We start from the raw sequence: 24,962 nt of genomic DNA, 5'->3' as shown, positions 1-24,962 counted from the left end.
CCTATGATAAAATCCATGACAGGCTTTGGCCAGTCGGCATTCGATGACGGCCAACGGCAGATCAACGTGGAAATAAAAAGCCTCAACTCCAAGTTCCTGGACCTGAACCTGCGGCTGCCCAAGCTGTTCTCCGAAAAGGAGATCGAGCTCAGGAACCTGGTGAGCGAAAAGCTCGAGCGGGGCAAGGTCTCTATTACCGTGGAGTATCAACGCTATGGCGATACCACCCTAAAGCAGACCTATAACGAAGCGCTGTTTGCCGCGTACTACGGCGAGCTCAAGAAGCTGGCCGACCGTGTGGTGGCGCCGTACGACAACCTGTTTCAACTGGCCCTCTCCTCGCCCGATGTTATTCAAAGCTCTTTAAAAGAAGAGGGCAACGACGAAGAGTGGAATACCATTCGCACACTCCTGAACGATGCCATGCAGAAGTGCGATCAATTTCGCAAGGCCGAGGGCGATGTGCTGGGCAAGATGTTAAAAGAGTGTTGCACCACGATCGGCGAAGAGCTGAAGAAAGTGGAGGCGCTCGACCCCAAGCGCGTGCAGCGCATCCGTGAGAAGCTGAAGGGAAATGTCGACGCTTTTTTTGGCGAAGAAGGATATGACACCAACCGGCTGGAGCAGGAGATCATCTTTTACGTCGAGAAGCTGGACATCAACGAAGAGAAAGTCCGCCTCCGTTCTCACCTGAACTATTTTATACAAATCCTACAGGAGGCTCAGTCCAACGGTAAGAAGCTGGGCTTTATCTCGCAGGAGATCGGCCGCGAGATCAATACCATCGGCTCGAAAGCCAACGATGCCGACATTCAAAAGCACGTGGTGGTGATGAAGGAGGAGCTGGAGAAGATCAAGGAACAATTAAATAACGTGCTCTGACAGGGAGGGTATCAGTTTTCCTGGAACCCTACTTCGCCGTAGGGCTTGGTGATGACATAGTCTGAAAGATCTTGTTTGGCGTCGAGCCCTGTGCCGTAGATCACGTCTTCCTGCTGCTTGATGGTGACGAACTGTTCGGTAAAGATCTTCTGGTCGGCCGGTTTCCAGAATAGCTCTTCGGTGTTGAGCTGCTCGTTCTTGGCGATGTTCTTAACTTCTACCTTGCCGCGTCCGCGCCATTGATTCTGTTCTTTGAAGAAGTAGGCATTGTTCGCCTTTAGGGTAGACTCCAGCGTGCCTTCTTCGGTATAAAACTCCAGGTAGATGCCTTTCGGGAATTCGCGGTCGCCGTTCAAAAACTCGTACACTACGGCTGCCTGCATTTTTACTTTGATGCGGTCATTTTCGGTGTAGAACATTTCCATGTTCTCTACTTCGCGCAACGGGCCTTTGTATTCCACAGGCTCTTTCGCCTCCGGCTGGTCGCAGGCGATGAGTAACGTTGCTATAAACACTATGGACAGGTATCGCATCATCTATAAAATCAAAAGGCCATAACGCTACGGCCTTTCGTGTTATCGTTCTATCGAAAAAGGCGCTTAGTCAAACTTACGCTTGATAAACCAGGTATCATTAAAAGTTATGCCAAAGTAGATCTTGACGTAGTTTTCTTCCAGGTCATTTTTTGCACGATCGCCACGGCGGCCCACTTTGCACGCCAGGTTGAGGTTTGACCGGCCGGCCGGCAACGACATGCCCACGCTGACGCCGTAGTCTTTTAAGGCGTTGCCACCGGGCAGGAAGGGATATTGTTCCAGGCTGACCCCACCGCGGTAGGTGATGCGCTTCAGGTAGCTGCCCAGCGCCACGGGATCGGGGGTGATCTCGCCGCCCAATGCTGCACGCCACGACTTGCCGAGGCCTTCATCGTCTGCGTTAACGCTCTCGAAATCCGACCAGTCCTGGTATGTAAACTCGGTCGCGAGGCTCCACTTCAGTCCGCGGCTCAATGCCACGCCTACCGTAAGCGAGGAGGGGATCTTGATGCTGCCACGAACGCTTGACAGCGGATAAATATCGGACGTATCGCCGGCAAGTGACACGCCATAAAAGCGCTCTCTCATTTTGCCGCCCAGCGAGGTGGCCAGGTTATAGACCACGCCGGCGCTGAACCGGTAGTTTTTGCCCCAGAGGGAGTCGCGGCTGAACGAATAGCCCACGCCGAAATTAAAGTCCGAGACGGTTGTCTTTTGTTCGTGCGTCACCACGGTAGAGGTGCCTTCCAACACATCGGTGGTGAGGTTTTCGATCGGCCCGAAAATGTAAGACGCCCGCAGGCCCACACTCATTTCTTTGTTGATGCGCACGCCGTTGGACCAGTAGAGCTGGGTAAGCCCGCCGTTTGCCGACTCGGTGATCCGCGCTTTGCGGTCATTGTCGTGTGTGAATGTCGTGTCGTATCCAAAGGAGTAGTCGACGTTGGTATAGGGCATCAGCCCGATGGAGGTTGTCCATTTGTTTGTCTTGATGGGAAAGGCGGTCACCAGGTAGCTCATGTTGCCGCCGGTGGTCTTTTCGCTCAACTCATTGTTGCGGATCTTGCGTTGCTCGTAGACCATCCCCGCCTCGAACGAGGTGAGGCTGTTGAACACCAGCAGGGCGGGGTTTTGGTTGTTGATGTACCAGAATTGCGGTTGGGCTACGCCGGTGCCCGCTCCCTGATTGTGGATGAGCGAACTGCCATAGGTATCTCCAATGCCAAAGTTGGTGAAGGGTGAGCTTGCTGCCTGACCCCAAACATCTGCGGACGCGACGACAACAATACCCAGAAAAAGAATCTTTCTAATGACTGACATTATAGATCAAAATGCTGTTTAATCCGCTGAGAACCAGTTCAGGGCTCGCAAATATGGACGCTTTAAGTTTGTTTTCAAAAAATAGGGCGTCGCCCCCGCACAAAATCACCTGCAAACCCTGAAATTTCTCCTGGTAGCGACGAATTATGCCGTCAACTTCTTCCAGAAGGCCATAAATCACGCCGCTTTGCATGCAGGTTTCGGTGCTGTTGCCGATCAACTCGACCGAGCCCGTTGCCTGCACTAACGGCAAACGGGCGGTAAACGTATGCATGGCTTCGAACCGCATGTTCAGGCCGGGCGAAATTCCGCCGCCGTGATACGCCCCGGTACGGTCCAGAAAATCGTACGTGATGCACGTGCCGGCGTCAATCACCAGGCACGGGGCGTCTGGAAACATCTGCTGCGCACCGCAAACACCTGCCAGCCGGTCCACCCCGAGCGTATGCGGTGTGGCATACAGGTTGCGGATGGGCAAGGGCAACGAATGGTGCAGCACAAATTTCTGTTGGGCTGTTGTCCAGCCCGCCACGCGGGCGGCATCGGCATTTACCGAGCTTATGATGAAGTGAACCGCCGGAAAGTTTTGTAGAAACTGTTGCAAGGCTTCTTCTTCGCGAAATATGCGTTTCTCTTTCAGGACCGTCCCTTCAAATATCCCCACCTTGGCTGATGAGTTCCCGTAATCAACCACTATATTCATGCCGTTTGAAAATTTACAGTTTTGGCCGCGATGCCGTCTGACCACTTCAAAAGTATGGATTCAAAGAACAACTCTACAAAAGATGTGTATAAAGTCCTCGGCCTGATGTCGGGCACATCCCTCGACGGTCTGGACCTGGCCTGCTGTACGTTTAAACGAACCGCCGCCGGCTGGACCTTTTCCATTTTGCAGGCGGAGACGCTGAAATACACGCCGGCCTGGCAAAAGACGCTGGCCACGGCCCACGCATGCCTGGGCGAAGACCTCGTGGCCCTCGATGTTGCCTACGGTCATTTCCTGGGGCAGGCTTGCCGCACGTTCCTCGGCAAGCATAAGCTCAACGTAGATTTTATTGCATCGCATGGCCACACGGTGTTTCACCAGCCCGGCCAACCCGGCAAGGGCTTTACGTTCCAGCTCGGCAGCGGACAGGCCCTGTATGCCGCCGCGGAGAAACCTGTGATCTACGACTTCCGCAGCCTGGACGTGCTGTACGGTGGGCAGGGTGCACCGCTCGTGCCCGTAGGAGATAAGCATCTTTTTCATGAATACGATGTATGCCTCAACCTGGGCGGCATTGCCAATTTATCGCTGGATGTAAAGGGCAAGCGCCTGGCGTGGGATGCCGCGTTTGTAAACATGGGCCTGAATTACCTGGCGGGCAAAGCCGGGAAGGCTTATGATGCGGGTGGTGCCCTGGCGGCACAGGGCGAGCTGCATGCAGGCCTTTTAAAGTCTTTATCAAAAGCGTATGCGCCGCTGCGGGCGAAAAAACCTTCGCTCGGCCGTGAGATCTTTGAGAAAAAATTCCAGCCGCTGCTCGACAAAGACACGATCCCCCTACACGACCGCCTGCATACTTTTACGGTTGCGGCCGCGCGCGAAGTGGGTGATGCCATTCTGAGCAGTGTGGGCAACCGCGTTCCCTCGGTGCTCTGCACGGGGGGCGGTGCTTTCAATCACTTCTTTATGAGCTGCCTGCTGGATCATTGCGGCGATCGCGCGTCGTTGATCATTCCGGATGAAACGGTGGTCAAGTTTAAAGAAGCACTGGTCTTTGCTTTCCTGGGGGTGCTGCGCAGCCGCAACGAAGTCAACTGTCTGAAGTCGGTTACGCTGGCATCGCGCGATAGCTCCTCGGGACTGATCGTCGGCGCGGTATAGGCGCGGCGGCGATTATATACTATATCTATGGGTGTTTCAAGATGCACATTCCGTGCGTGCTTTATTTTGAAGCTCGGTGTCAAACGCGTAAACTCGCAGCTCCTAAACTGAAGCCCTTTTCCCATGAAAGAACTCTTACAGAAATTTGAGAATAAGCGCCCCGAGATTGTCTTTGAATGGAAAGACAGTGAGACCGAAGCAGAAGGTTGGGTAGTGATCAACTCGCTGCGCGGTGGCGCCGCCGGCGGCGGTACACGCATGCGCAAAGGCCTTGACAAACGCGAGGTAGAGTCGCTGGCCAAAACCATGGAGGTAAAGTTTACGGTGTCGGGCCCGCCCATCGGCGGTGCGAAGTCGGGGATCAATTTCGATCCCAACGATCCGCGCAAGGCAGGCGTGCTGCAACGGTGGTATGCTTCGGTGATGCCGCTGTTGAAATATTATTACGGCACGGGAGGCGATCTGAACGTGGACGAGATCCACGAGGTCATTCCGATCACAGAAGATGTGGGCATCTGGCATCCGCAGGAGGGTGTATTTACGGGACACTATAAACCCTCTGAAGCGCAAAAGGTGAACCGCATCGGGCAGTTGCGCCAGGGCGTGGTAAAAGTTATCGAAGACGAACGGTTCACGCCTTCGTTAAAAAAGAAATATACTGTTGCCGATATGTGCACGGGCTATGGCGTGGCGCAGGCGGTCAAACATTATTATGAGCTGTGGGGCGGCCAGGTGCGTGAGAAGCGTGCCGTGGTACAGGGTTGGGGTAACGTGGGCGCGGCAGCGGGCTTTTACCTGGCGCAGATGGGTGTGAAGGTGGTAGGGATCCTTACGCACGAGGGCGGCCTGATCAACCAGGATGGTTTTACGCTGGAGGAGATCCGCCAGCTTGTGATCAACCGCAATGGTAACAGGCTGGTGTCGCCGGATTTGTTGCCGTTTGATGTTGCCAATACGAAGATCTGGGATCTTGCTTTCGAGATCTTTATACCGGCGGCGGCTTCGCGTTTGATCACGCGCGAGCAGGTAGACCGCATGATGGCGTCGCGCCTGGAAGTTTTCTCTTGCGGCGCGAATGTGCCGTTTGCCGATCCGGAAATTTTCTTTGGCCCTACCGGGCTATACGCCGATCAAAAATTCTCTGTCCTGCCGGACTTTATTGCGAACTGCGGTATGGCGCGGGTGTTTGCTTACTTTATGGAGAATGAGGTGAAGATGGATGATGCGGCGATCTTTGAGGATATTGCTTCTATTATTCGGAGGGCGTTGGAGAAGACGTATGCGGTGAACAAGGAGAAGACGGGGATTGCGCAGGCTTCGTTTCAGCTTTCGTTGGAGCAGTTGGTGGCGATTTAATATGCGCTGGTACTCGAATGCTCTACGCCGGTCAGGAGACCGGCACAATGCTGGGCACAACCCGATAGCTATCGGGTCTCCGCTTCGCTCAGACTCGCGCCAGATGCTACATGTGTAGGGGCTTCGCCCCTACTACCTCAAACTTATTTTGCGTGCTGCACCCTTGCGTTTGAAACTGATGTCCGTAACGACTGCCACTCACGCGCTAGTCTGTATTATGGGTGGGGCTGTCGAGGATGCGGAGCTCTACGAGCTCGGGTAACGTCTTGTTCATTTTGATGATGCGGACCATGTAGCCGTCGAGCTCGAACTCTTCGCCTTCGCGGAGGTCGAAGGGTTTGTGCTGGAGGAGCAGGCCGGCCAGGGTGTCGTAGTCTTCGGATTCTTCGAAGGGGACGTCCAGCTCTTTGTTGATGTCGTGGATCGGTGATGTGGCAATGACCTGGAAGGTGTTGCCCGTTTGCGTTACGATCTGTGCTTCGTGGTCGTGCTCGTCCTGGATCTCGCCTACCAGCTCTTCGATGATGTCTTCCATGGTCACGATGCCGATGGTGCCGCCGTATTCGCTGATCACGACGGACATCTGGATTTTCTTGCGCTGGAATTCGCGGAGCAGATGATCGATCGGTTTGTTTTCCGTTACGAGGTAGGGCGGGTGGCAGATCTCCAACAAGGTTTTGTTGGTCTTGTTGATGTAGTGCTGAACGATGTCTTTGCCGGTGACGATGCCTTTGATGTCGTCCAGGCTGGTGTCGTAGATGGGATAGCGCGAGTAGCCTTCCTTCAGCACGATCTGCAGGGCCTGGTCCAGCGTAGCGGTGACGTTGATGGCCGAGATCTTGATGCGGGGCACCATGACCTGTTTTACAATGCGGTCGTCGAAGTCAAATACGTTTTGGATCAGCTCACGCTCGCTGCTTTCGATCGCTCCGCCCTCTTCGCTTTCGGCGATGATGAGCTTTAATTCTTCTTCGGAGTGGATCTCGTCTTGTTCGTGTATGGGTTTGATACCAAAGAGCTTCAGCACCAGGTTGGCAAAGCCGTTCAGCAACGCGATGGCGGGCTTACAAATAAAATAAAAGATGCGCAGCGGTAAAGATACCGCCAGCGTTGTGGACGTGGGATAGCGAATGGCCAGTGACTTGGGCGCCAGCTCGCCAAACACGATATGCAGTACGGTGAGCGTGGCGAACGCTACGGGTACGGAAATGCGATGCGCCAGGGCCGCGTCGAGCGGCAGGCCAAAGGCGTCCATGACATTGATGATAATGCGTGATACCACATCTTCGCCTACCCAGCCGAGGCCGAGACTGGCGAGTGTGATCCCTAATTGCGTAGCGGCCAGAAAGCCGTCGAGGTTGTCGATGATGATCTGTGCAGCGGCCTTCCGCGCGTTGCCGGCTTGTATGGCAATTTGGGAAGAACGGACTTTAACGATGGCAAATTCGGCTGCAACGAAAAAACCATTCAGAAACACCAGGAAAAGTGTTAAGAGAATATCAAACGTCATAATGAACGCTAAAACCTCAAAGTTAACGGTTTTGTGCCGCTTTTTTGAGCATGCCGGTGATTGGCGCCCAGCCACCGTGTCGGCACCCGGGCAAAAAGCCCTTATTCGGGATAATAAGGCATTTTAAGACGCTAAAATCGGCAAAAAATAACACCGGCTGCAGGTGCCCCGATGTCCTAAAAACGATGTTTTACCTTAAAAATCAGGATTGATAAACGTGAATCCGGTATTTCTTACAGGGGTCAAGAAAAGATCGGTGTTACACCAAAAAAATCACCGGACCCACCCCAGTCTGGGCGGCATCCGGTGATGATAGTATGCTATCGAAAATTACTTCAGGCCGAAGAGCTCTTCGTTCAGCACGTTCAGTGCTTTCTCTTTATAGCTCTTGTCGACCAGTACGGTTACGTTGTTGGGGCTACCGCCGCAGCAAACCATGCGCACCGGTATTTCCGCCAGGGCATCGAATACTTTATTCAGCATTCCTTTCTGCTCGGTAATCTTATTGCCCACGATACAGATGATCGTCTGATCTTTATCTACTTCGATGGTGCCGAACTTCTTCAGCTCTGCTTCGATGGACGACAGGTGTGTATCGTTGTCGATCGTGAGTGATACCGATACCTCTGCCGTGGTGATCATATCGATCGATGTCTTGTGGTTTTCAAACACTTCAAACACACGACGCAGGAAGCCATAGGCCATCAGCATGCGCGACGACTTGATGTTGATGGCGGTGATGCCATCTTTCGCGGCAATGGCTTTGAACGATCCTTCGGTGCCTTTGCTGGTAATGATGGTACCAAAGGCTTTTTCGTCCATGGTGTTTTTCAACCGCACGGGTACGTTGTACTTCTGTGCGGGTACGATGGTAGACGGATGCAATATCTTTGCGCCGAAGTATGCGAGCTCGGAAGCTTCGTCGAAGGTGAGCTCGGAGATGGGCACGGTCTTCTTCACGACGCGGGGGTCGTTGTTGTGCATGCCGTCTATGTCGGTCCAGATCTGGATCTCTTCGGCCCGGATGGCGGCTCCTACCAGCGATGCGGTATAGTCGCTACCGCCGCGTTTCAGGTTGTCGATCTCATTGCGGTGGTTGCGGCAGATATAGCCTTGTGTAATGATGATCTCGACGTTGGTCAGCGAGCTCACGAGCGGCTTCAGGCGGTCGGAGATCTTTTCCAGCTCGGGCTCTTCGTTCTCGTCTATCGACATGAAGTATAACGCGGGCAGCAGGCGTGCGCTGATCTTGCGTTCCTGCAGGTGCTGGTAGAACAGCTCGGTGGAGATGAGCTCGCCTTGCGCCAGCAGCTCGCGGTAGCTCTTGTTGTCGAACTGACCGGCGGCCAGCAGACGGATGAAGATAAAGAAGCGGCTTACGATCTCCTGGCCGATGGCCTGGAAGCCTTCGCTGCTGTACAGTTCCTTGATGAATGCCTGGTAATGATTTTCCAACCCTACGATCACCTCCTCGGCCTTGGCCTTCTGACCTAACAACAGATGGTCGCCGATGGCTACCAGGGAGTTTGTCGTGCCCGATAAAGCCGATAGTACAACGATCTTCTTACCGGATACGCTTAATACGAGGTCCGCAATTTTTTTCATGCGTTCAGGCTTCCCTACTGAGGTGCCTCCGAATTTCATTACAAGCATAAGGACTGCATTTTGTTAAAGCGCGCAAATATAACACGTGATAAAACGACAATCGACATCCAGCAGGCTCTTTTTCAACCCGTTACAAGCGAAAGGGCGTTCGTAAGCCCGGGTTTTGTGGGCAAAAAAAAGAAGGCCTTCCGCGGGGAAGGCCTTCCAAACCATTTACTATGTTAAACTAACTTCTCAAGATTATTTCTTGTCGTTCACTTCTTCGTATTCGACATCCGATACATTGTCGGCTGCGTTGTTCGAAGCGTTGCCGCCCGGTGCGCCTGCGCCAGGGCCTGCGTTCGGACCGCCGCTGGACTGCTGATACATTTCGGTAGAAGCTGTTTGCCATGCAGCGTTCAGTGCGTTCACACCGTTTTCGATCGCTGCGAGGTCTTGCGACTTGTGTGCTTCTTTCAGCTTCTCGAGCGCGCTGTTGATCGCGGCCTTGTTGCTGTCGGAGAGTTTGTCTCCGTATTCCTTCAGTTGGTTCTCTGTCTGGAATATCAGCGAGTCGGCCTGGTTGATCTTCTCGGCGCGTTCTTTCGTCTTCTTATCGGCATCGGCATTGGCTTGTGCCTCTTGCTTCATCTTGTTGATCTCGGCATCGGTCAGGCCGGAAGATGCTTCGATGCGGATCTTCTGCTCTTTGTTCGTGCCTTTATCTTTTGCCGATACGTGCAGGATACCGTTGGCGTCGATGTCGAACGTTACTTCGATCTGCGGGATGCCGCGGGGTGCCGGCGGAATATCGGAGAGGTGGAAGCGGCCGATGGTGCGGTTGTCTTTCGCCATCGGGCGTTCGCCCTGCAGTACGTGGATCTCTACCGAAGGCTGGTTGTCCGCCGCGGTGGAGAATGTCTCGGACTTCTTCGACGGGATGGTCGTGTTCGACTCGATCAGTCGGGTCATCACACCACCCAAAGTTTCGATACCCAGCGACAGCGGGGTTACGTCGAGCAACAGTACGTCTTTTACTTCACCGGTCAATACACCGCCCTGGATCGCCGCGCCTACGGCTACTACTTCGTCGGGGTTAACGCCTTTGGAAGGCTTCTTGCCGAAGAACTTTTCTACTTCCTCCACGATGCGGGGAATGCGGGTAGAACCCCCTACCAGGATGACTTCGTCGATCTCGGATACATTCACACCGGCGTCTTTTACCGCAAGGCGGCAAGGCTCCAGCGTTCTGCGCACCAGGTCGTCTACCAGCTGCTCGAACTTCGCACGGCTGAGCTTCTTCACCAGGTGTTTCGGCACACCGTCTACCGATGTGATATAGGGCAGGTTGATCTCCGTCTCTTGTGAGCTTGAAAGCTCGATTTTTGCTTTCTCGGCAGCTTCTTTCAAACGCTGCAGGGCCATCGGGTCTTTGCGCAGGTCGACGTTCTCTTCGTTTTTGAATTCGTCGGCCAGCCAGTTCATGACACGCATATCGAAGTCGTCACCGCCGAGGTGTACATCACCGTTGGTTGATTTTACTTCAAATACACCGTCGCCAAGCTCGAGGATGGAGATATCGAATGTACCCCCGCCCAAGTCATAGACGGCGATCTTCATGTCGTGGTTCTTCTTATCCAAACCGTACGCCAGCGCGGCCGCTGTAGGCTCGTTGATGATGCGTTTTACATCCAGCCCTGCGATCTGACCGGCTTCTTTAGTAGCCTGACGCTCGGCGTCGTTGAAGTATGCAGGTACGGTGATAACGGCCTCTGATACGGACGTGCCCAGGTAATCTTCCGCGGTGCTCTTCATTTTTTGCAAAATCATCGCCGAGATCTCCTGCGGTGTGTAGAGGCGGTCGCCGATACGTACCCGTACCGTGTTGTTGTTGCCACCTTCTACCTGGTACGATACCATTTTCTTTTCGCCTGTCACCTCGTCAAACTTCTTACCCATGAAGCGTTTGATCGAAGAAACTGTATTGTGAGGATTGGTAATAGCCTGGCGTTTAGCAGGATCACCTACTTTGCGTTCGCCCTTACCGTTATCCAGGAAAGCGACTATAGAAGGTGTGGTTCTTCTACCCTCGCTGTTGGCGATCACCACCGGTTCGCTGCCTTCCATGACAGCTACGCACGAGTTGGTGGTTCCTAAGTCTATTCCAATAATCTTTCCCATGATATTATCTTTCTTGTTGTTTTTAAGGTTGTATAAGCCCCTTCTTCAATGCTTATGCCAACCCATTTTTCATCGCAAAAAATGACACAATGACAGGTCCATTCCTGCTACTGCGACCATGAAGTGGGCGTTCTGTCCCAGCGGTGTCCTTTCAGCGCCTGACGCACCTTTTCTGGCAGTGCCTGGCCGTCGCTTGTTCCGATGTTGGCCTCTACGTTACGGATTTTCCGCATTCCGGGGATGATGGTGTGCACGTCGTCGTTGCCCAGAATGAACCGCAATGCCATCTCGGCCATGGTCATGCCCGGGGGGATCAGCGGCCGCAACGCTTCGGCGTGGTCGACGCTGGCGTTAAGGTTTTCGGGCACAAAGTAGGTGGACCGCCAATCGTCGGCCGGGAAGACGGTCTCTTTGGTGAGCATGCCCGTGAGGGTGCCTTCGTCAAACGGCACGCGGGCTATGACGCCGATGCCCAACTGGCGGCACAACGGGAAGAGGTTGTCTTCGGGCGCCTGGTCGAAAATGTTATAAATGACCTGTACCGAATCGATCAGGCCGGTGCGGAGTGTATTCAATACGTTGTCGGGCTCCCAGCGGTTTACGCTCACACCAAAGTGTTTCACTTTGCCTTCGCGCTTCAGCTTCTCGACGGCGTTCTTCCAGTCGTCATGGCCGGCCCAACCGTCTTCCCACACGTGAAATTGCTGAAGGTCGATGCTGTCGACGCCGAGATTTTTCAGGCTCTTTTCGGTGTATTCGACAATGTGCGAGGCCGGAAAACACTCTTCCAGGGTGAATGTCGGGCGGGAGGGCCAGGTAAAATTTTTGGCGGGGATCTTGGTGGCTACGTACAGCCGCTTGTCCGCATGCTGTTTTAAAATATCGGCCAGGATGTTCTCGCTTTTGCCGTTGCCATAGGCCCAGGCGGTGTCGAAAAAGTTGCAGCCCAACTCGATGGCCCGGCTGAGCGACTGCATGACTTCTTTCATATCAGAGCCGGACCAGCCTGCGAGGCCCCACATGCCGTAACCGATCTCACTTACCGACCAGTTGGTGCGGCCAAACGTTCTATACTTCATAGGTTAAAGATTTTGCTTCAAAATAGCATTTTCACGTTTCTTTCCCGCGGTATCTTATACGCAGTTTTCTCCTACCTTTGCCTCCCGAATTATCACTGCATGAGCTTAGAACAGGAAATAGCCAAACGCCGAACTTTTGGTATTATCAGTCACCCGGATGCCGGCAAAACCACGTTGACCGAAAAACTGCTGCTCTTTGGTGGCGCCATTCAAAAGGCCGGTGCCGTGAAATCGAGCAAGATCAAGGACCATGCGCGGTCGGACTGGATGGAGATCGAGAAGCAACGCGGGATCTCGGTGGCCACGTCGGTGATGGGTTTTAACTACGAGGATGTCAAGATCAACCTGCTGGACACCCCGGGTCACCAGGACTTTGCCGAGGACACCTACCGTACGCTGACGGCGGTGGACAGTGTGATCATGGTGATCGACTGTGTGAAGGGCGTGGAGATTCAGACGGAGAAGCTGATGGAGGTGTGCCGCATGCGCAGCACGCCTGTGATCTGTTTTATCAACAAGCTGGACCGCGAGGGCCGCGACCCGTTCGAGCTGCTGGACGAGATCGAAGAAAAGCTCAGCATCAAGGTGCGCCCGCTCAGCTGGCCCATCAGCATGGGGAAAACCTTTAAAGGCGTGTACAGCCTGTACGAAAAAAGCCTCCACCTCTTTACACCCAGCAAAACAACGGTGGAAGAGGGCATCGAAGTAAAAGACATTACGGACTCGCTGGTGGACGACTACGTCGGTGAAAGCAATGCCCGCCAGCTGCGCGCGGACATCGAGCTGATCGAAGGCGTGTACCCCGACTTTGATGTAAACGAATATTTGAACGGCCGGGTGGCGCCGGTGTTTTTTGGCAGCGCCGTAAACAATTTCGGTGTAAAAGAATTGCTGGATGCATTCATCCGACTGGCGCCGCAGCCTGTACCCCGCGAAACATCGGTGCGGATCGTCGAGCCGGAAGAGAAAAAGTTCTCGGGCTTTATTTTCAAGATCCACGCCAACATGGATCCCAAGCACCGTAACCGTATCGCCTTCCTGCGCATCTGCTCGGGCAAGTTCGAACGCGGTAACAATTACTTCCACGTGCGCCAGGACAAGAGCCTGCGGTTTTCGAACGCCACGGCATTCATGGCGCAGGACCGTGAGACAGTAGAGGAGGCGTGGCCCGGCGACATCGTAGGGATCTTTGATACGGGCAACCTCAAGATCGGCGATACGCTGACCGAGGGCGAGAAGCTGATGTATACCGGGATCCCGAGCTTCTCTCCGGAGATCTTTAAGGAAGTCGTAAACATGGACGCCATGAAGACCAAGCAGCTGGAGAAGGGTTTGCTGCAGTTGATGGAAGAAGGTGTGGCGCAGCTGTTCACGTATGAGCTGGGTAAACGCAAAGTGGTAGGCGTTGTGGGCGCGCTGCAGTTCGAGGTCATTCAGTTCCGTCTGAAGAACGAGTATAATGCCACGGTACAATTCGTGCCGCAGAATATCTATAAGGCTTGCTGGATCAGCAGCAAGAATCCGCAGAAGCTGGCCGAGTTTATCGAGTCGAAGCAGCGGCACATTGCCCGCGACAAAGACGACAAGCTGGTCTTTATGGCCGAGTCGCGTGGCTGGCTGCAGATGGTGCAAGACAACTTCCCCGACATCGAGTTCCACTTCACGTCCGAGTTCTAGTACCCCTGCGCCGGTATGCAAGAGCCCTTCGACGTTCTCTATGAAGACAACCACTTGTTGATCGTCAACAAGCGGTCGGGCATATTGGTGCAAGGCGACGCGACGGGCGACACGCCGCTGGTCGATCTCTGCAAGGCCTATATCAAAGACAAATACGACAAACCGGGCGCGGTATTCCTGGGCGTGGTCCACCGGCTGGACAGGCCTGTTAGCGGTGTCGTTGTACTAGCGCGTACTTCCAAGTCGTTAGAGCGCATGAACGAGCTGTTCCGGATGCGCGAGACGGAGAAAATATACTGGGCGATCGTGGGCCAGAAGCCGCCGGAGCAGCAGGGAACGCTGGTGCATTGGCTGCAGAAGGACGAGAAGAAAAATAAAACCACGGCTTATCGCAAGGAAACACCGGGCGCGCTGCGCTCGGAGCTTCATTACCAGGTACTGGCAAGCGCGGCGGGACACTGGCTGCTGGAGGTACACCCGATCACGGGACGGCCGCACCAGATACGTGTGCAACTGGCCAGTATGGGGTGTGTCATTGCCGGCGATGTGAAGTACGGCGCCGGCCAGCCGAATGCCGACGGCAGCATTTGCCTGCACGCGCGTAAGCTGACGTTTGTACACCCGGTAAAGAAGGAGCCGGTATCGTGTGAGGCGCCGATACCCGACATGGAATTGTGGAGATATTTCCGCTAAATTTAACCGTTATGAATAACAGTTCGTGGATTGAAAAACTCAGACAACGCTGGCAACTCGGCAGTATCTTTCAGGTGGTGGTCGTGTTACTGGTGTTTACCTGCACGGGCTTTACGATCGCATTTTTAAAGAAGCCTTTACTGCGATTCCTGTTTGGCGAGGAGGCGGCAAGCTCTGTCCTGGCCGCGATCCTGTACTATATTTTTGTCCTTCCGCTCTATAACGTCGTGCTTTTGGCGTATGGCTTTTTGTTCGGTCAATTCGACTTCTTCTGGAAATTCGAGAAGCGGTTCCTTGGCAGGATATTTTCCGGCTTCCGGAAAACAAAAAAGTAAGAAGCCTTATGAGAAATTATCTATTCCTGGTAGCGGCAGCGCTGCTTTTTGCGGCATGCTCTTCGCCCCGGTATGTCTATCATTTTGATCATTATGATTATAACAGTGGCCGGAAGGCCCACGCTCCGCTTCTGATCGTCGCCGAAACGCAACCGGTCAGCCCCTTGTCTTTAGACGAAAGCACCCTGGTTGCCAGCAGCGAGGCCACGCCTGTTGTGCTGGCCGAGCCCACCGCACAGGCGCCCGCCGTCACGCCGGCCGAGCAGGCCGCTTCCAACCTTTCCAAACGATACAAGGCTATGTCGAAGGACGAGAAACGGGAGTTTCGCCGGGAGATCAAAAGCCAAGTGAAGGCTTATGTAAAAGCTGTAAAAGCCGGTGATAAGGGTGCTGCGGAAAAGGCCGTGCAGGTAATGGACAATGACCTGAAGCTGGCGATCATCTTTGGTGCTGTCGGTTTGACCCTTACGTTGTTCGGAGGGGTGAACGAGGCTTTCTGGATCCTGGGGGTGATCTCGATCGTGATCGGTGTCGTCTTCCTGATCAAATGGCTGGTGCGGCAGTAGCGTTATGCGTGTGCTTATGCCACGACGCTGTCTGCCAGCAGGATCACTTTGTTCTTCAACACTTCTACCACTCCGCCGGTAACGGCGATCTGGTGCGCACCTTCTTTACCTTTATACTCTACCGTGCCTGCTTTGAGCAAGCTGATGAGGGGTGCATGGTGATCCATCACCTGGAAGGAACCATCGGCACCAGGAAAGGTGGCGATGCTCACTTCGCCTTCAAATATCTTTTTCTCGGGAGTTAATATTTCCAGATGCATCTGTATCGGGTTAAAGGTTACAGGTACAGCGTTGCTTGGTAGCCGTACCTGAAACCTGAAATGAATATTATCCTCTGGCTTCGGCCATCATCTTCTCGCCTTTTTCTACGGCTTGTTCGATGCTGCCTACCAGGTTGAAGGCCATCTCGGGCAGGTGGTCGTAGTGACCGTCCATGATGCCATTGAAGCCTTTAATAGTATCCTTAATATCTACGAGTACGCCTTTCAAACCGGTAAAGGCTTCTGCCACGTGGAAGGGCTGTGACAGGAAGCGTTGCACGCGGCGGGCGCGGGTCACGACCAGCTTGTCTTCGTCGCTAAGCTCGTCCATGCCGAGGATGGCGATGATGTCTTGCAGTTCCTTATAGCGCTGCAGGATGCTCTTTACACGTTGGGCGGTGTTGTAGTGCTCGTCGCCTACGATCTCCGGACGGAGAATGCGTGAGGTTGAGTCCAGCGGGTCTACGGCGGGGTAGATACCCAGCTCGGAGATCTTACGGCTCAATACGGTCGTGGCATCCAAGTGGGCAAAGGTCGTGGCCGGCGCGGGGTCGGTCAAGTCGTCGGCCGGTACGTATACGGCCTGTACTGACGTGATGGAACCGTTTTTCGTCGACGTGATACGTTCCTGCATGGCACCCATTTCGGTTGCCAGGGTAGGCTGATATCCTACGGCGGAAGGCATACGACCGAGGAGGGCGGATACTTCAGAGCCTGCTTGTGTGAAGCGGAAGATGTTGTCTACGAAGAACAGGATGTCGCGGCCTTTTCCTTTGCCATCGCCGTCGCGGAAGTACTCTGCTACGGTCAGCCCTGACAGGGCCACGCGGGCGCGGGCTCCCGGGGGTTCGTTCATCTGTCCGAACACGAAGGTTGCCTTCGAGTCTGCCAGGCTTTTTTCGTCTACTTTCGAAAGGTCCCAACCACCGGCATGCAGTGACTTGGTAAATTCTTCGCCGTAGTTTACGATGCCTGCTTCGATCATCTCGCGCAGCAGGTCGTTTCCTTCGCGGGTTCTTTCACCCACACCGGCAAATACAGAAAGGCCTGAGTATGCTTTTGCAATGTTGTTGATCAGCTCCTGGATCAATACGGTCTTGCCTACACCGGCACCACCGAACAGACCGATCTTACCACCTTTTGCGTAGGGCTCGATCAGGTCGATCACTTTGATACCTGTAAACAGTACTTCGGTTGCTGTGGAAAGATCCTCAAAACGGGGAGCCGGCCGGTGAATGGGCAGAGACTGAGCACCCTTGGGTTGCTTGATCCCGTCAATGGCATCACCTATCACGTTAAAAAGACGGCCTTTAATATCCTCACCCACTGGTACGCGGATCGGCGAACCGGTATCCTCTACTTTCATGCCCCGCACGAGACCTTCGGTTCCTTCCATGGAGATGGTACGAACGCGGTCTTCGCCCAGGTGCTGCTGGCACTCCAAAACGACTTTGGTTCCATCAGCTTTTGTTACTAAAAGGGAATCCAGGATGTTGGGTAACTTTGCCCCTTCGCCATCAAAGGCGACGTCTACGACCGGGCCAATTACCTGGGTGATCTTTCCAATATTTGCCATTGTTTGTTGTTTTCGAATTCAGGGTCTGAAAATCGACCGCAAAAGTAGCCGTTTGAGCAAGAAGAACAAAGAGCGCCGGTCGAATTATTACGCCTTTTTAAGCCCCCGGCTGCGGGCGTTGCGCAAAGCTCTCGGGGGCGGCATTCAACACGATTCGGAAGGTAGTGCCCTGATTCTCTTCCGAGCTTTTTACGAAGATCTTGCCGTTGTGATAGGTGTCGATAATGCGCCGGGCCAGCGTCAGGCCCAGGCCCCAGCCCCGTTTTTTAGTAGTAAATCCAGGCCGGAACACCATATTGATCTTAGACCGGGGGATGCCCTTGCCGGTGTCAGATACGTCGATAAAGACTTTGCCTTCGTTGCCGCGCAGGATCTTGATGGCAATGGTACCGGAGTTGCCCATCGCGTCTACCGCATTTTTACAGAGGTTTTCAATGACCCATTCGAAAAGCGGTACGTGCACATCGGCGTCAATGTGATCGGATAACGTGAATACCTCGATGCGCACTTTGGCAGAAACACGTGGGCGGAGGTAATTTACGACATTGTTGACCAACGAGACGATGTTCTCGCGTTTGAGCGTGGGCACGGAACCGATGCTGGAAAACCGTTCGGTCACGATCCGCAGTTTGTATACATCTTTCTCCAGCTCTTCCACCACGCCCTTCTGTTTTACCCCGGGGTCTTCGCGCAGGAGCTCTACCCAGGCCATCAACGACGACAGGGGTGTGCCCAGCTGGTGCGCTGTCTCTTTTGCCAGGCCTACCCACACGCGGTTTTGCTCGGCGGCTTTGGAGTAGCTGAAGGCCAGGTAGGAAATGAAGGCAAAGATGGCGATGACGGACAACTGGATATAGGGATAGGCGATGAGCTGTATGAGCAGGAATGAATTCTTATAGTAAATATATTGTACACCAAACACCTCGCCTGTCTGGGAGTCGCGCAACGTGACGGTGATGGGCTCGTAGGTGGTCTTCATGGTTTCCATGGCGTCGGCCAGGAAGGCATCCTTGCGCTCGGAGGACCAAGGCTCCTCCAGGTCGAGGTTGCGGTATGACAATACATTGCCTTTCTCGTCGGCCAGGATGATGGGGATCGAGTTGTTCTGGAAGAGGATCTCCTGCGCGATGAAGTTTACGTCGCCGCCGGTATCGTCTTCGTTGGCGGTATATTCTATTGCCTTGGCGTATAGTTGTACCTGCTGTCGCTCGCGCTCCTTGAGCTGGTCTACGAGTATTTTGGTATAATAGATGGACCCTCCACTGATCAGGATGGCGACGCCCAGTACGATCCACTTGGCAGCGGAGTTGTTCTGATAAAATGCCAGTCCCGGTATTGAAGGCTTTTTGCTCATGCTAGTTTCGCATCATAAACCACTTCATCAGCACGCGGTAGTTCACTTTGGCACCGTGCATGAGAATGCCGATGCGGTAGACCCTGCCCGCGGCCCAGGTGGTAAATATAAAGCCTATGATCAGCAATCCCTGCGATAATAGCAACTGCCACCACGGCACGCCGAAGCCGAGCCGGCCGATCATGGTGATGGGTGCTGTAAAGGGTATGATCGACAGCCACACACTGATCGCGCTATCGTGGTCTTCTAACACAAAGGCAAACAGGCTGAGGTAGGCGATCAGCATGGGGATGGTGATCGGGAACATAAACTGCTGGGCTTCGGCCGGGCTGTCGACGGCGGCTCCCACGGCGGCAAAGAGTGCGCCGTAGAGCAGGTAGCCTCCGAGGAAGTAAAACAGGAAATTAAAAATGACATACGTCAGCGGGATCTGGTCCCAAACCTTCATAAACGAAGCGACGGCGTAGTCTTGTGCCGCGGCACTCTCCGGGTATTGCCGGCCGACCTCTTCCATCATTTGTTGCTGCGGCATGGATACTCCAAAGTAGGTCAGCAACGTGGTGGAGACGACGGTGATCAAGACGATCCAGATCAGGAACTGCAGCAAACCCACGGATGCCAGGCCGAGGATCTTTCCCATCATCAACTGGAAAGGCCGGACCGACGATACGATGATCTCGACCACCTTGCTGGATTTCTCTTCAATGACGCCCTGCATGATCTGCGCGCCATAGATAAAGATGAACATATACATCAGGATGCCACAGGCCATGCCCATCCCAAACAGGATGCTGGAGTCGGAAGCCTCTTCATGTCCGCCTTCCGTTACCGTGATGGCTTCGATCGACACGTCTGTTTTAAGCTCATCCAGTAATTTCTGATTGACCTTCATCTGTTCCATCTTTACATCGCGGATGCGGTTCTCGAGCATTTGCTCCAGGCTGGCGATGTCCGAGGGGCTGAGGTTTACTTTGCCATACAACGTGATCCCTGCCGGCCGCATCACGTCCAGCTTCGGGATGTGCAGCAGTGTTCCCACGACATTGGAGTCGGCATCCAGTAACATACGGGCCTGTTGGAAGGTACCGGGAAAGGGTTTGAAGCGAAACACCGATGTATCGGGCACAAACAAACCGCTTTCATCCACATACTGGATCTCCTGTTTTTCGGCGTGGCGTTTTTGCTCCACGGAAAAGTACATCATAAGCCCCATCAGCAACGGGAAGATGAGCGGAATGAGGATCGTTGCGATCAGGAACGAGCGTTTTTGTACGCGGGTGAGAAACTCGCGTTTCATGATGAGCCAAATCTTATTCATGGTTTCCTCCTTTCACCAACGTGATAAAGATCTCGCTCATGGTCGGTATCTTTTCGATAAAGCTATGCACTTCTGTTACCTGGATCAGGTCGCGGAGCAGCTGGTTGGGGCCGCTGTCGTCATGTACGGCGATCACTGTTTTATAGAAATTATCTTCCACGACGCGCTGTTGGATCAACCGGTACTTTGCGGCATCCAGCGCAAACGGGCCGCGGTGCTCAACGGTGTAGGTATGGGTGCGATAAGTTTCTTTTACCTGCCGTTTGGATCCCTCCAGGATCTTTTTGGATCGATCGATCAGGACGATGTGGTCGCACAGGTCTTCTACCGTTTCCATGCGGTGTGTGGAGAAAATGATCGTGCAGCCTTTGTCTTTCAGCTCGAGGATCTCTTTGGTGATCAGCTGTGCATTGATGGGATCGAAGCCTGAAAAGGGCTCGTCTAATATGATGAGGCGCGGCTCGTGCATGACGGTGCTGATAAATTGCACCTTTTGCGCCATGCCTTTACTGAGGTCTTCTACTTTTTTATTCCACCAGTCTTTGATCTCGAATTTTGTGATCCACGCTTTGCTGCGGGCGATGGCCTCCTGGCGGCTGAGGCCTTTGAGCTGCGCAAAGTAGATGAGTTGTTCTCCCACGCGCATTTTTTTATACAGGCCCCGCTCTTCGGGCAGGTAGCCGATCGTGCCGATGTGTTTTTCCTGCAGCCGTTCTCCAAACAGGGTAATGGTGCCCTGGTCTGCCTGGATGATCTGGTTGATGATGCGAATGAGGGTGGTCTTTCCGGCTCCGTTGGGGCCTAACAACCCGAAGATGGTCTGCGCGGGAATGGCCAGGCTTACGCGGTCCAGTGCCAGGTGCTGCGAATATCGTTTTGTTACCTCGTGGGCAATGAGCGCTTCCAATGATTCATGGTGGTTTGTTGGTCGATTAGTATCGGCCTACAAGATAAAATTACCAGGAGGGAAAAAAAATAAAAGCCCTGACGGGCGACATCTCCTACTTGGGATCTTTTACTTCTGCTTCTTTAAACACGATGCTGCCCATGGATACATCGAGGTCGAAGGTCAGGCCACCCTGGGGGTCTTTGCTATACGAGGCGTTGGCAAAGGTATTTTCTTTGATCTTGACCAGGCTGCCGGGCATCTTGACGCTGCACAGCCACGAGTCGTGGATCTTTACCAACACGGGGGTTTCATCGGTGGGCATCAGGATCAGCAGGTTGCCGGCGCCTACGCTGCCCTTGACGGTATTGTGCACCAGGGGCTTGTTGCTGAAATCAAGTGTTACATTTCCGAAGCCCACGTCGGCCTGTACAAAGTGCGTGCGCGACAGGTTCAGGTTTTTGACGTTAACAGAGCCCAGGTCTACCTTCACGATGAAGGTATCCATATCGATCTGGTTTTCCAGTGACGAGTTGTAGCCTACGTTTACGTTGGCACTGCCCGAGCTTATCTTCAATTTTTTTATGGCCAGACCGGAGAGGTCTACGTTGGCATTGCCCACGCCGTATTTCAGTTCCAGCAGGTACGGCTTCATGTCTGTCAGGTACATTTTCCACAGTTTGTCGCCGCCGCCTTCCGTACTGCCAAAAAAATGGGTGGAGATCGATTCTCCCAGGGAGCTGGACTGGCTGTCTTCCAGGTTGAGCTGTACCTCGCAGGTCTTGCCTTTGATCTCTTTCCGGAAGTTGTGTGCGTATTCGGTTTCGGTCTGATTGCTGAAAACGTTGAGGATTTCGGGATTTTGGCTGGGTTTGATGTAGCAATTGCCGCTGTTGGCCTGCAGGCTCAAGCGCACGCTTTCGCACGACTGGGTGTCTTCGACCGTGAATTGTTTCTTAATCTGGCCGAAAACGATCCCGCCAAGCGCAACTCCGCAACATGTTAGCCAAATCTTTCTACGCATGGTGAATTATTACGGTCCTGCTCTCCACAGGTTACACGGCTGTAAGTTTAAACAATAAATAAAACGAAAAACCCTCGTTCAGGTACGTCTTCAGCGTATTAAACGAGGGTTTTCAAGGAGATGGCGAAATTTAACTGAAGTATTCCTTCATTCTTTCGAAAAATCCTTTTTCGTTGGCATCGGGGTGCGGTTGAAAATTCGGCGCACTGCGCAGGCTTTCCAATTTTGCCTTTTCGTCGGGCGTCAATTTCTTGGGAATCCACACGTTTACGTAGATCAGCTGGTCGCCGGTTTCATAGCCATTGACGTCTTTTAGGCCTTTGCCGCGTAACCGCAATATTTTGCCACTTTGGGTGCCGGGATCGATCTTGATCTTCACCTTGCCGCTGACAGACGGAACTTCTACCGAGGTGCCCAGCGCTGCGTCTACGACACTGATGTATAATTCGTAGATCAGGTTATTGCCGTCGCGTTTCAGTTGTTTGTCTTCCTGTTCTTCGATGAGGATGAGCAGGTCGCCGGCTACGCCGCCGGGGGCCTCGTTGCCTTTGCCGGACATGGCCAGCTGCATGCCTTCGCCAACACCGGCCGGGATCTTTACCGACAGGATCTCTTCCTTCGACACGAGTCCGGAGCTATCTACGCCGGCGGGGCGTTTGTCTATGATCTGGCCGCTGCCGTCACAGGTAGAACAGGTCGTGGCCGAGACCATCTGGCCCAGCATGGTGTTTACGACCTTTTTGATCTGGCCACTGCCGTTGCAGGTGGTGCACGTCTTGAACGTTACGCCTTCGGCCCGCACCAGGCGGTTCACTTTTATTTTCTTTTCTACGCCCGCGGCGATCTCTTCCAGCGAGAGCTTCAGCTTGATGCGCAGGTTGGAACCTTTGCGCTGACGACGTCCACCGCCTCCGCCACCAAAGAAGCTATCAAAGGGGCTGCCACCGCCGAAAATATCTCCAAACTGGCTGAAGATATCTTCCATGTTCATGTTGTGGCCGCCATAGCCGCCTCCGCCGTTAGCACCGGCGTGGCCGAAGCGATCGTAGCGGGCGCGTTTATCGGCATCGCTGAGGACTTCATAGGCCTCGGCGGCTTCTTTAAATTTTTCTTCTGCCTCTTTGTTACCGGGGTTCTTATCCGGGTGAAATTGAATGGCTACTTTGCGGTATGCCTTCTTGATCTCTTCCGGTGTAGCGGTTTTGCTTACGCCCAGTATTTCGTAAAAATCTCTCTTGGTAGACATGTAAGTAAATATGAATTAGCTCCCGACCACCACTTTGGCAAACCGGATAACTTTATCGTTTTGTAAATATCCTTTCTCGACAACATCCACGATCTTGCCTTTCAGCTTTTCGTCGGGGGCGGGAATTTGTGTAATGGCTTCGTGCACGTCGACATTGAACTCCGAGCCGGGGCCAAGCTCCATTACTTTTACTCCATACTGCTCGAGCACTTTCTTGAATTTATTATAGATCAGGAAGAAGCCTTCCAGCTCTTTGTCATTGCGATCTTTGAAAGATTTTTCGGCGCGCTCGAAGTCGTCGGCCACGGGCAGCAGTGATTTGATCAGCGTTTCGTTGGCGGACGAGATCATTTCGATCTTTTCTTTGGCGGTTCTGCGACGGAAGTTTTCGAATTCGGAATACAGGCGGATGTATTTATCCTTCTGCTCGGCCAGCTCGGCCTGCAGTTTTACAAGGCCGCCGTTTTCGTCGCCGCCTTTCAGATCCTCCTCCGCATTGTCAGCTCCTTTTACGGCATCTGCCATTTCTACTGTATTGTCGGAGATCGTCTCCTTATTTTGGTTGAGTTCTTCGCGTTGGTCCTTATTTTCTTGCTGCATGGTAACTACAAATTGATGAAGGGGCAAATGTCAACAATTTTGCCAAAGCTGCCGCATGCCAAACTGGCATTCCTACCGCGCGGTCACTAAAAGCTGTGGCGGGCAGGGGAATTGGGGGAATTTTCGTGGGAAAAGGGGTTGGAGAAGCGGGTGAGCATGGGGCTGCAAAAATAATTTGTGTGAAGGTCCAGGAGTCGGAGACTCCTTCCATCGGTGCACGAACACTGCCGGGCACATCCCGATGGCTATCGGGACACCCTCCCTACGGTCGGGAGACTCGCGCCAGGTGCCTATGGTGGGGCTTAATGTAATTGTGACCAGATCAGGTCTTTGAGCTCGGTGAGGCCCTGGTTGGTGATGGCGGAGATGAATACGGCGGGCAGGTCGGCGGGGAGCTCGCGTTTCATTTCGGTTTTGAGCTCTTCGTCGAGCATGTCTGATTTCGAGACGGCCAGGATGCGCTTTTTGTCGAGTAGCTCGGGGTTGTATTTGCGCAGCTCGTTTAACAGGATGTCGTATTCTGTCTGAATGTTGCTGGCATCGGCGGGGATCATAAACAGCAGGAGCGAATTGCGTTCGATGTGGCGGAGGAAACGAATGCCCAGACCTTTCCCCTCGGCGGCGCCTTCGATGATGCCAGGTATGTCGGCCATGACGAACGAACGACCCTCGCGGTAGGAGACAACGCCCAGGTTGGGCGTAAGTGTTGTGAAGGGATAATCGCCGATCTTCGGTTTGGCGGCCGACACGACGGACAGCAAAGTGGACTTACCGGCGTTGGGGAAGCCTACCAGGCCGACATCGGCCAGCAGCTTCAGCTCGAGGATGATCCACTCTTCTAAGCCCGGCTCGCCCGGTTGCGCATGCTGCGGCGCCTGGTGTGTGGAGGTTGCAAAAAAGGCATTGCCTTTGCCTCCACGGCCACCGGGTGTCAATACGAATTCCTGACCGTCTTCGGTAATTTCGCAGCGGATCTGTCCGGTCTCGGCGTCGCGGGCGAGGGGGGGGCGGGGGGCGGGGGGGGGGGGGGGGGGGGGCGGGGGGCGGGGGGGCGGGCGCGGGGGGCCCGGCGGAGCGTGTCTGGCGGGGGCGGGCGGGGGGGAGTTTTATTG

Annotated in this window: 22 protein-coding genes and 1 pseudogene; 7 read left to right on the top strand and 16 right to left on the bottom strand. The window is 53.8% G+C overall.

Features of this window, described 5'->3' with window-relative positions; genetic code table 11:
* Positions 1–3: 3 nt before the first annotated feature.
* Positions 4–882, top strand: a complete 879-nt coding sequence (locus KK078_RS26465) for a YicC/YloC family endoribonuclease (protein WP_254093355.1) — start codon at positions 4–6, stop codon at positions 880–882.
* 11 nt (positions 883–893) lie between these two features.
* On the opposite strand, the gene lptC is transcribed toward KK078_RS26465, so the two are convergent.
* The 3 genes from lptC to KK078_RS26450 form a co-directional block, all read right to left on the bottom strand.
* Positions 894–1,418, bottom strand: coding sequence for an LPS export ABC transporter periplasmic protein LptC (lptC, locus tag KK078_RS26460; RefSeq protein WP_254093354.1), 525 nt, complete (start codon positions 1,416–1,418; stop codon positions 894–896).
* Between the two features lie 63 nt (positions 1,419–1,481).
* Positions 1,482–2,738, bottom strand: a complete 1,257-nt coding sequence (locus tag KK078_RS26455) for an outer membrane protein transport protein (protein WP_254093353.1) — start codon at positions 2,736–2,738, stop codon at positions 1,482–1,484.
* Entirely contained in the window at positions 2,725–3,441 is a 717-nt protein-coding gene (locus KK078_RS26450) for a type III pantothenate kinase (RefSeq protein ID WP_254093352.1), read from the bottom strand. Before KK078_RS26450 ends, KK078_RS26455 begins: the two co-directional genes overlap by 14 nt.
* 54 nt (positions 3,442–3,495) lie before the next feature.
* On the opposite strand from KK078_RS26450, the gene KK078_RS26445 reads away from it, so the two are divergent.
* Together KK078_RS26445 and KK078_RS26440 are read left to right on the top strand one after the other, a co-directional pair.
* Positions 3,496–4,605 (top strand): anhydro-N-acetylmuramic acid kinase, encoded by a 1,110-nt coding sequence (locus KK078_RS26445; RefSeq protein ID WP_254093351.1) that lies wholly within the window; start codon positions 3,496–3,498, stop codon positions 4,603–4,605.
* A gap of 123 nt (positions 4,606–4,728) precedes the next feature.
* Positions 4,729–5,961 carry a Glu/Leu/Phe/Val dehydrogenase dimerization domain-containing protein gene (locus tag KK078_RS26440; RefSeq protein ID WP_254093350.1) on the top strand — a complete coding sequence of 411 codons (1,233 nt, stop codon included), beginning with the start codon at positions 4,729–4,731 and terminating at the stop codon, positions 5,959–5,961.
* A 205-nt stretch (positions 5,962–6,166) separates the two neighbouring features.
* On the opposite strand, the gene KK078_RS26435 is transcribed toward KK078_RS26440, so the two are convergent.
* The 4 genes from KK078_RS26435 to KK078_RS26420 form a co-directional block, all read right to left on the bottom strand.
* Positions 6,167–7,471: a hemolysin family protein gene (locus KK078_RS26435; protein ID WP_254093349.1), complete on the bottom strand. Its 1,305-nt coding sequence runs from the start codon at positions 7,469–7,471 to the stop codon at positions 6,167–6,169.
* Between the two features lie 330 nt (positions 7,472–7,801).
* Entirely contained in the window at positions 7,802–9,124 is a 1,323-nt protein-coding gene (locus KK078_RS26430) for an aspartate kinase (protein WP_254093348.1), read from the bottom strand.
* Positions 9,125–9,316: 192 nt separating this feature from the next.
* A complete protein-coding gene (dnaK, locus tag KK078_RS26425) occupies positions 9,317–11,236 on the bottom strand; it encodes a molecular chaperone DnaK (protein ID WP_254093347.1) in 1,920 nt (639 codons plus the stop codon).
* A gap of 107 nt (positions 11,237–11,343) precedes the next feature.
* Positions 11,344–12,315: an aldo/keto reductase gene (locus tag KK078_RS26420; RefSeq protein WP_254093346.1), complete on the bottom strand. Its 972-nt coding sequence runs from the start codon at positions 12,313–12,315 to the stop codon at positions 11,344–11,346.
* Between the two features lie 99 nt (positions 12,316–12,414).
* On the opposite strand from KK078_RS26420, the gene KK078_RS26415 reads away from it, so the two are divergent.
* Genes KK078_RS26415 through KK078_RS26400 form a run of 4 tightly spaced genes read left to right on the top strand, consistent with a single transcriptional unit; the run spans position 12,415 to position 15,586 of the window.
* Positions 12,415–13,992, top strand: coding sequence for a peptide chain release factor 3 (locus KK078_RS26415; protein WP_254093345.1), 1,578 nt, complete (start codon positions 12,415–12,417; stop codon positions 13,990–13,992).
* Between the two features lie 15 nt (positions 13,993–14,007).
* A complete protein-coding gene (locus KK078_RS26410) occupies positions 14,008–14,685 on the top strand; it encodes an RluA family pseudouridine synthase (protein WP_254093344.1) in 678 nt (225 codons plus the stop codon).
* A gap of 11 nt (positions 14,686–14,696) precedes the next feature.
* The gene (locus tag KK078_RS26405) at positions 14,697–15,020 is read left to right on the top strand and encodes a DUF6787 family protein (protein WP_254093343.1); all 324 of its coding nucleotides are present in this window, start codon (positions 14,697–14,699) and stop codon (positions 15,018–15,020) included.
* A gap of 8 nt (positions 15,021–15,028) precedes the next feature.
* Positions 15,029–15,586, top strand: a complete 558-nt coding sequence (locus KK078_RS26400; protein WP_254093342.1) for a hypothetical protein — start codon at positions 15,029–15,031, stop codon at positions 15,584–15,586.
* A 14-nt stretch (positions 15,587–15,600) separates the two neighbouring features.
* Here the strand turns inward: KK078_RS26400 and atpC are convergent, their stop codons facing one another.
* The 9 genes and pseudogenes from atpC to cgtA form a co-directional block, all read right to left on the bottom strand.
* A complete protein-coding gene (gene atpC, locus KK078_RS26395; RefSeq protein ID WP_254093341.1) occupies positions 15,601–15,846 on the bottom strand; it encodes an ATP synthase F1 subunit epsilon in 246 nt (81 codons plus the stop codon).
* A gap of 67 nt (positions 15,847–15,913) precedes the next feature.
* Entirely contained in the window at positions 15,914–17,422 is a 1,509-nt protein-coding gene (atpD, locus tag KK078_RS26390; protein WP_254093340.1) for a F0F1 ATP synthase subunit beta, read from the bottom strand.
* Between the two features lie 97 nt (positions 17,423–17,519).
* Complete coding sequence (locus tag KK078_RS26385; protein ID WP_254093339.1) at positions 17,520–18,776, bottom strand: sensor histidine kinase; 1,257 nt, start codon at positions 18,774–18,776, stop codon at positions 17,520–17,522.
* Position 18,777: 1 nt separating this feature from the next.
* The gene (locus KK078_RS26380; RefSeq protein WP_254093338.1) at positions 18,778–20,094 is read right to left on the bottom strand and encodes an ABC transporter permease; all 1,317 of its coding nucleotides are present in this window, start codon (positions 20,092–20,094) and stop codon (positions 18,778–18,780) included.
* The gene (locus KK078_RS26375) at positions 20,087–21,001 is read right to left on the bottom strand and encodes an ABC transporter ATP-binding protein (protein WP_254093337.1); all 915 of its coding nucleotides are present in this window, start codon (positions 20,999–21,001) and stop codon (positions 20,087–20,089) included. Before KK078_RS26375 ends, KK078_RS26380 begins: the two co-directional genes overlap by 8 nt.
* A gap of 94 nt (positions 21,002–21,095) precedes the next feature.
* Positions 21,096–22,004: a hypothetical protein gene (locus KK078_RS26370; protein WP_254093336.1), complete on the bottom strand. Its 909-nt coding sequence runs from the start codon at positions 22,002–22,004 to the stop codon at positions 21,096–21,098.
* Positions 22,005–22,134: 130 nt separating this feature from the next.
* Positions 22,135–23,250, bottom strand: coding sequence for a molecular chaperone DnaJ (gene dnaJ / locus KK078_RS26365; protein ID WP_254093335.1), 1,116 nt, complete (start codon positions 23,248–23,250; stop codon positions 22,135–22,137).
* A gap of 15 nt (positions 23,251–23,265) precedes the next feature.
* Entirely contained in the window at positions 23,266–23,850 is a 585-nt protein-coding gene (locus KK078_RS26360) for a nucleotide exchange factor GrpE (protein ID WP_254093334.1), read from the bottom strand.
* Positions 23,851–24,152: 302 nt separating this feature from the next.
* Positions 24,153–24,848: pseudogene (gene cgtA, locus KK078_RS26355) on the bottom strand (Obg family GTPase CgtA); the annotation flags it as partial.
* Between the last annotated feature and the right edge of the window lie 114 nt (positions 24,849–24,962).

This window comes from Dawidia soli, from assembly GCF_018598185.1.
GTDB classification, from domain to species: domain Bacteria; phylum Bacteroidota; class Bacteroidia; order Cytophagales; family Cyclobacteriaceae; genus Ohtaekwangia; species Ohtaekwangia soli.
The sequence above is the reverse complement of the archived record's forward strand: the minus strand, read 5'-3'. Positions and strand labels throughout refer to the sequence as shown.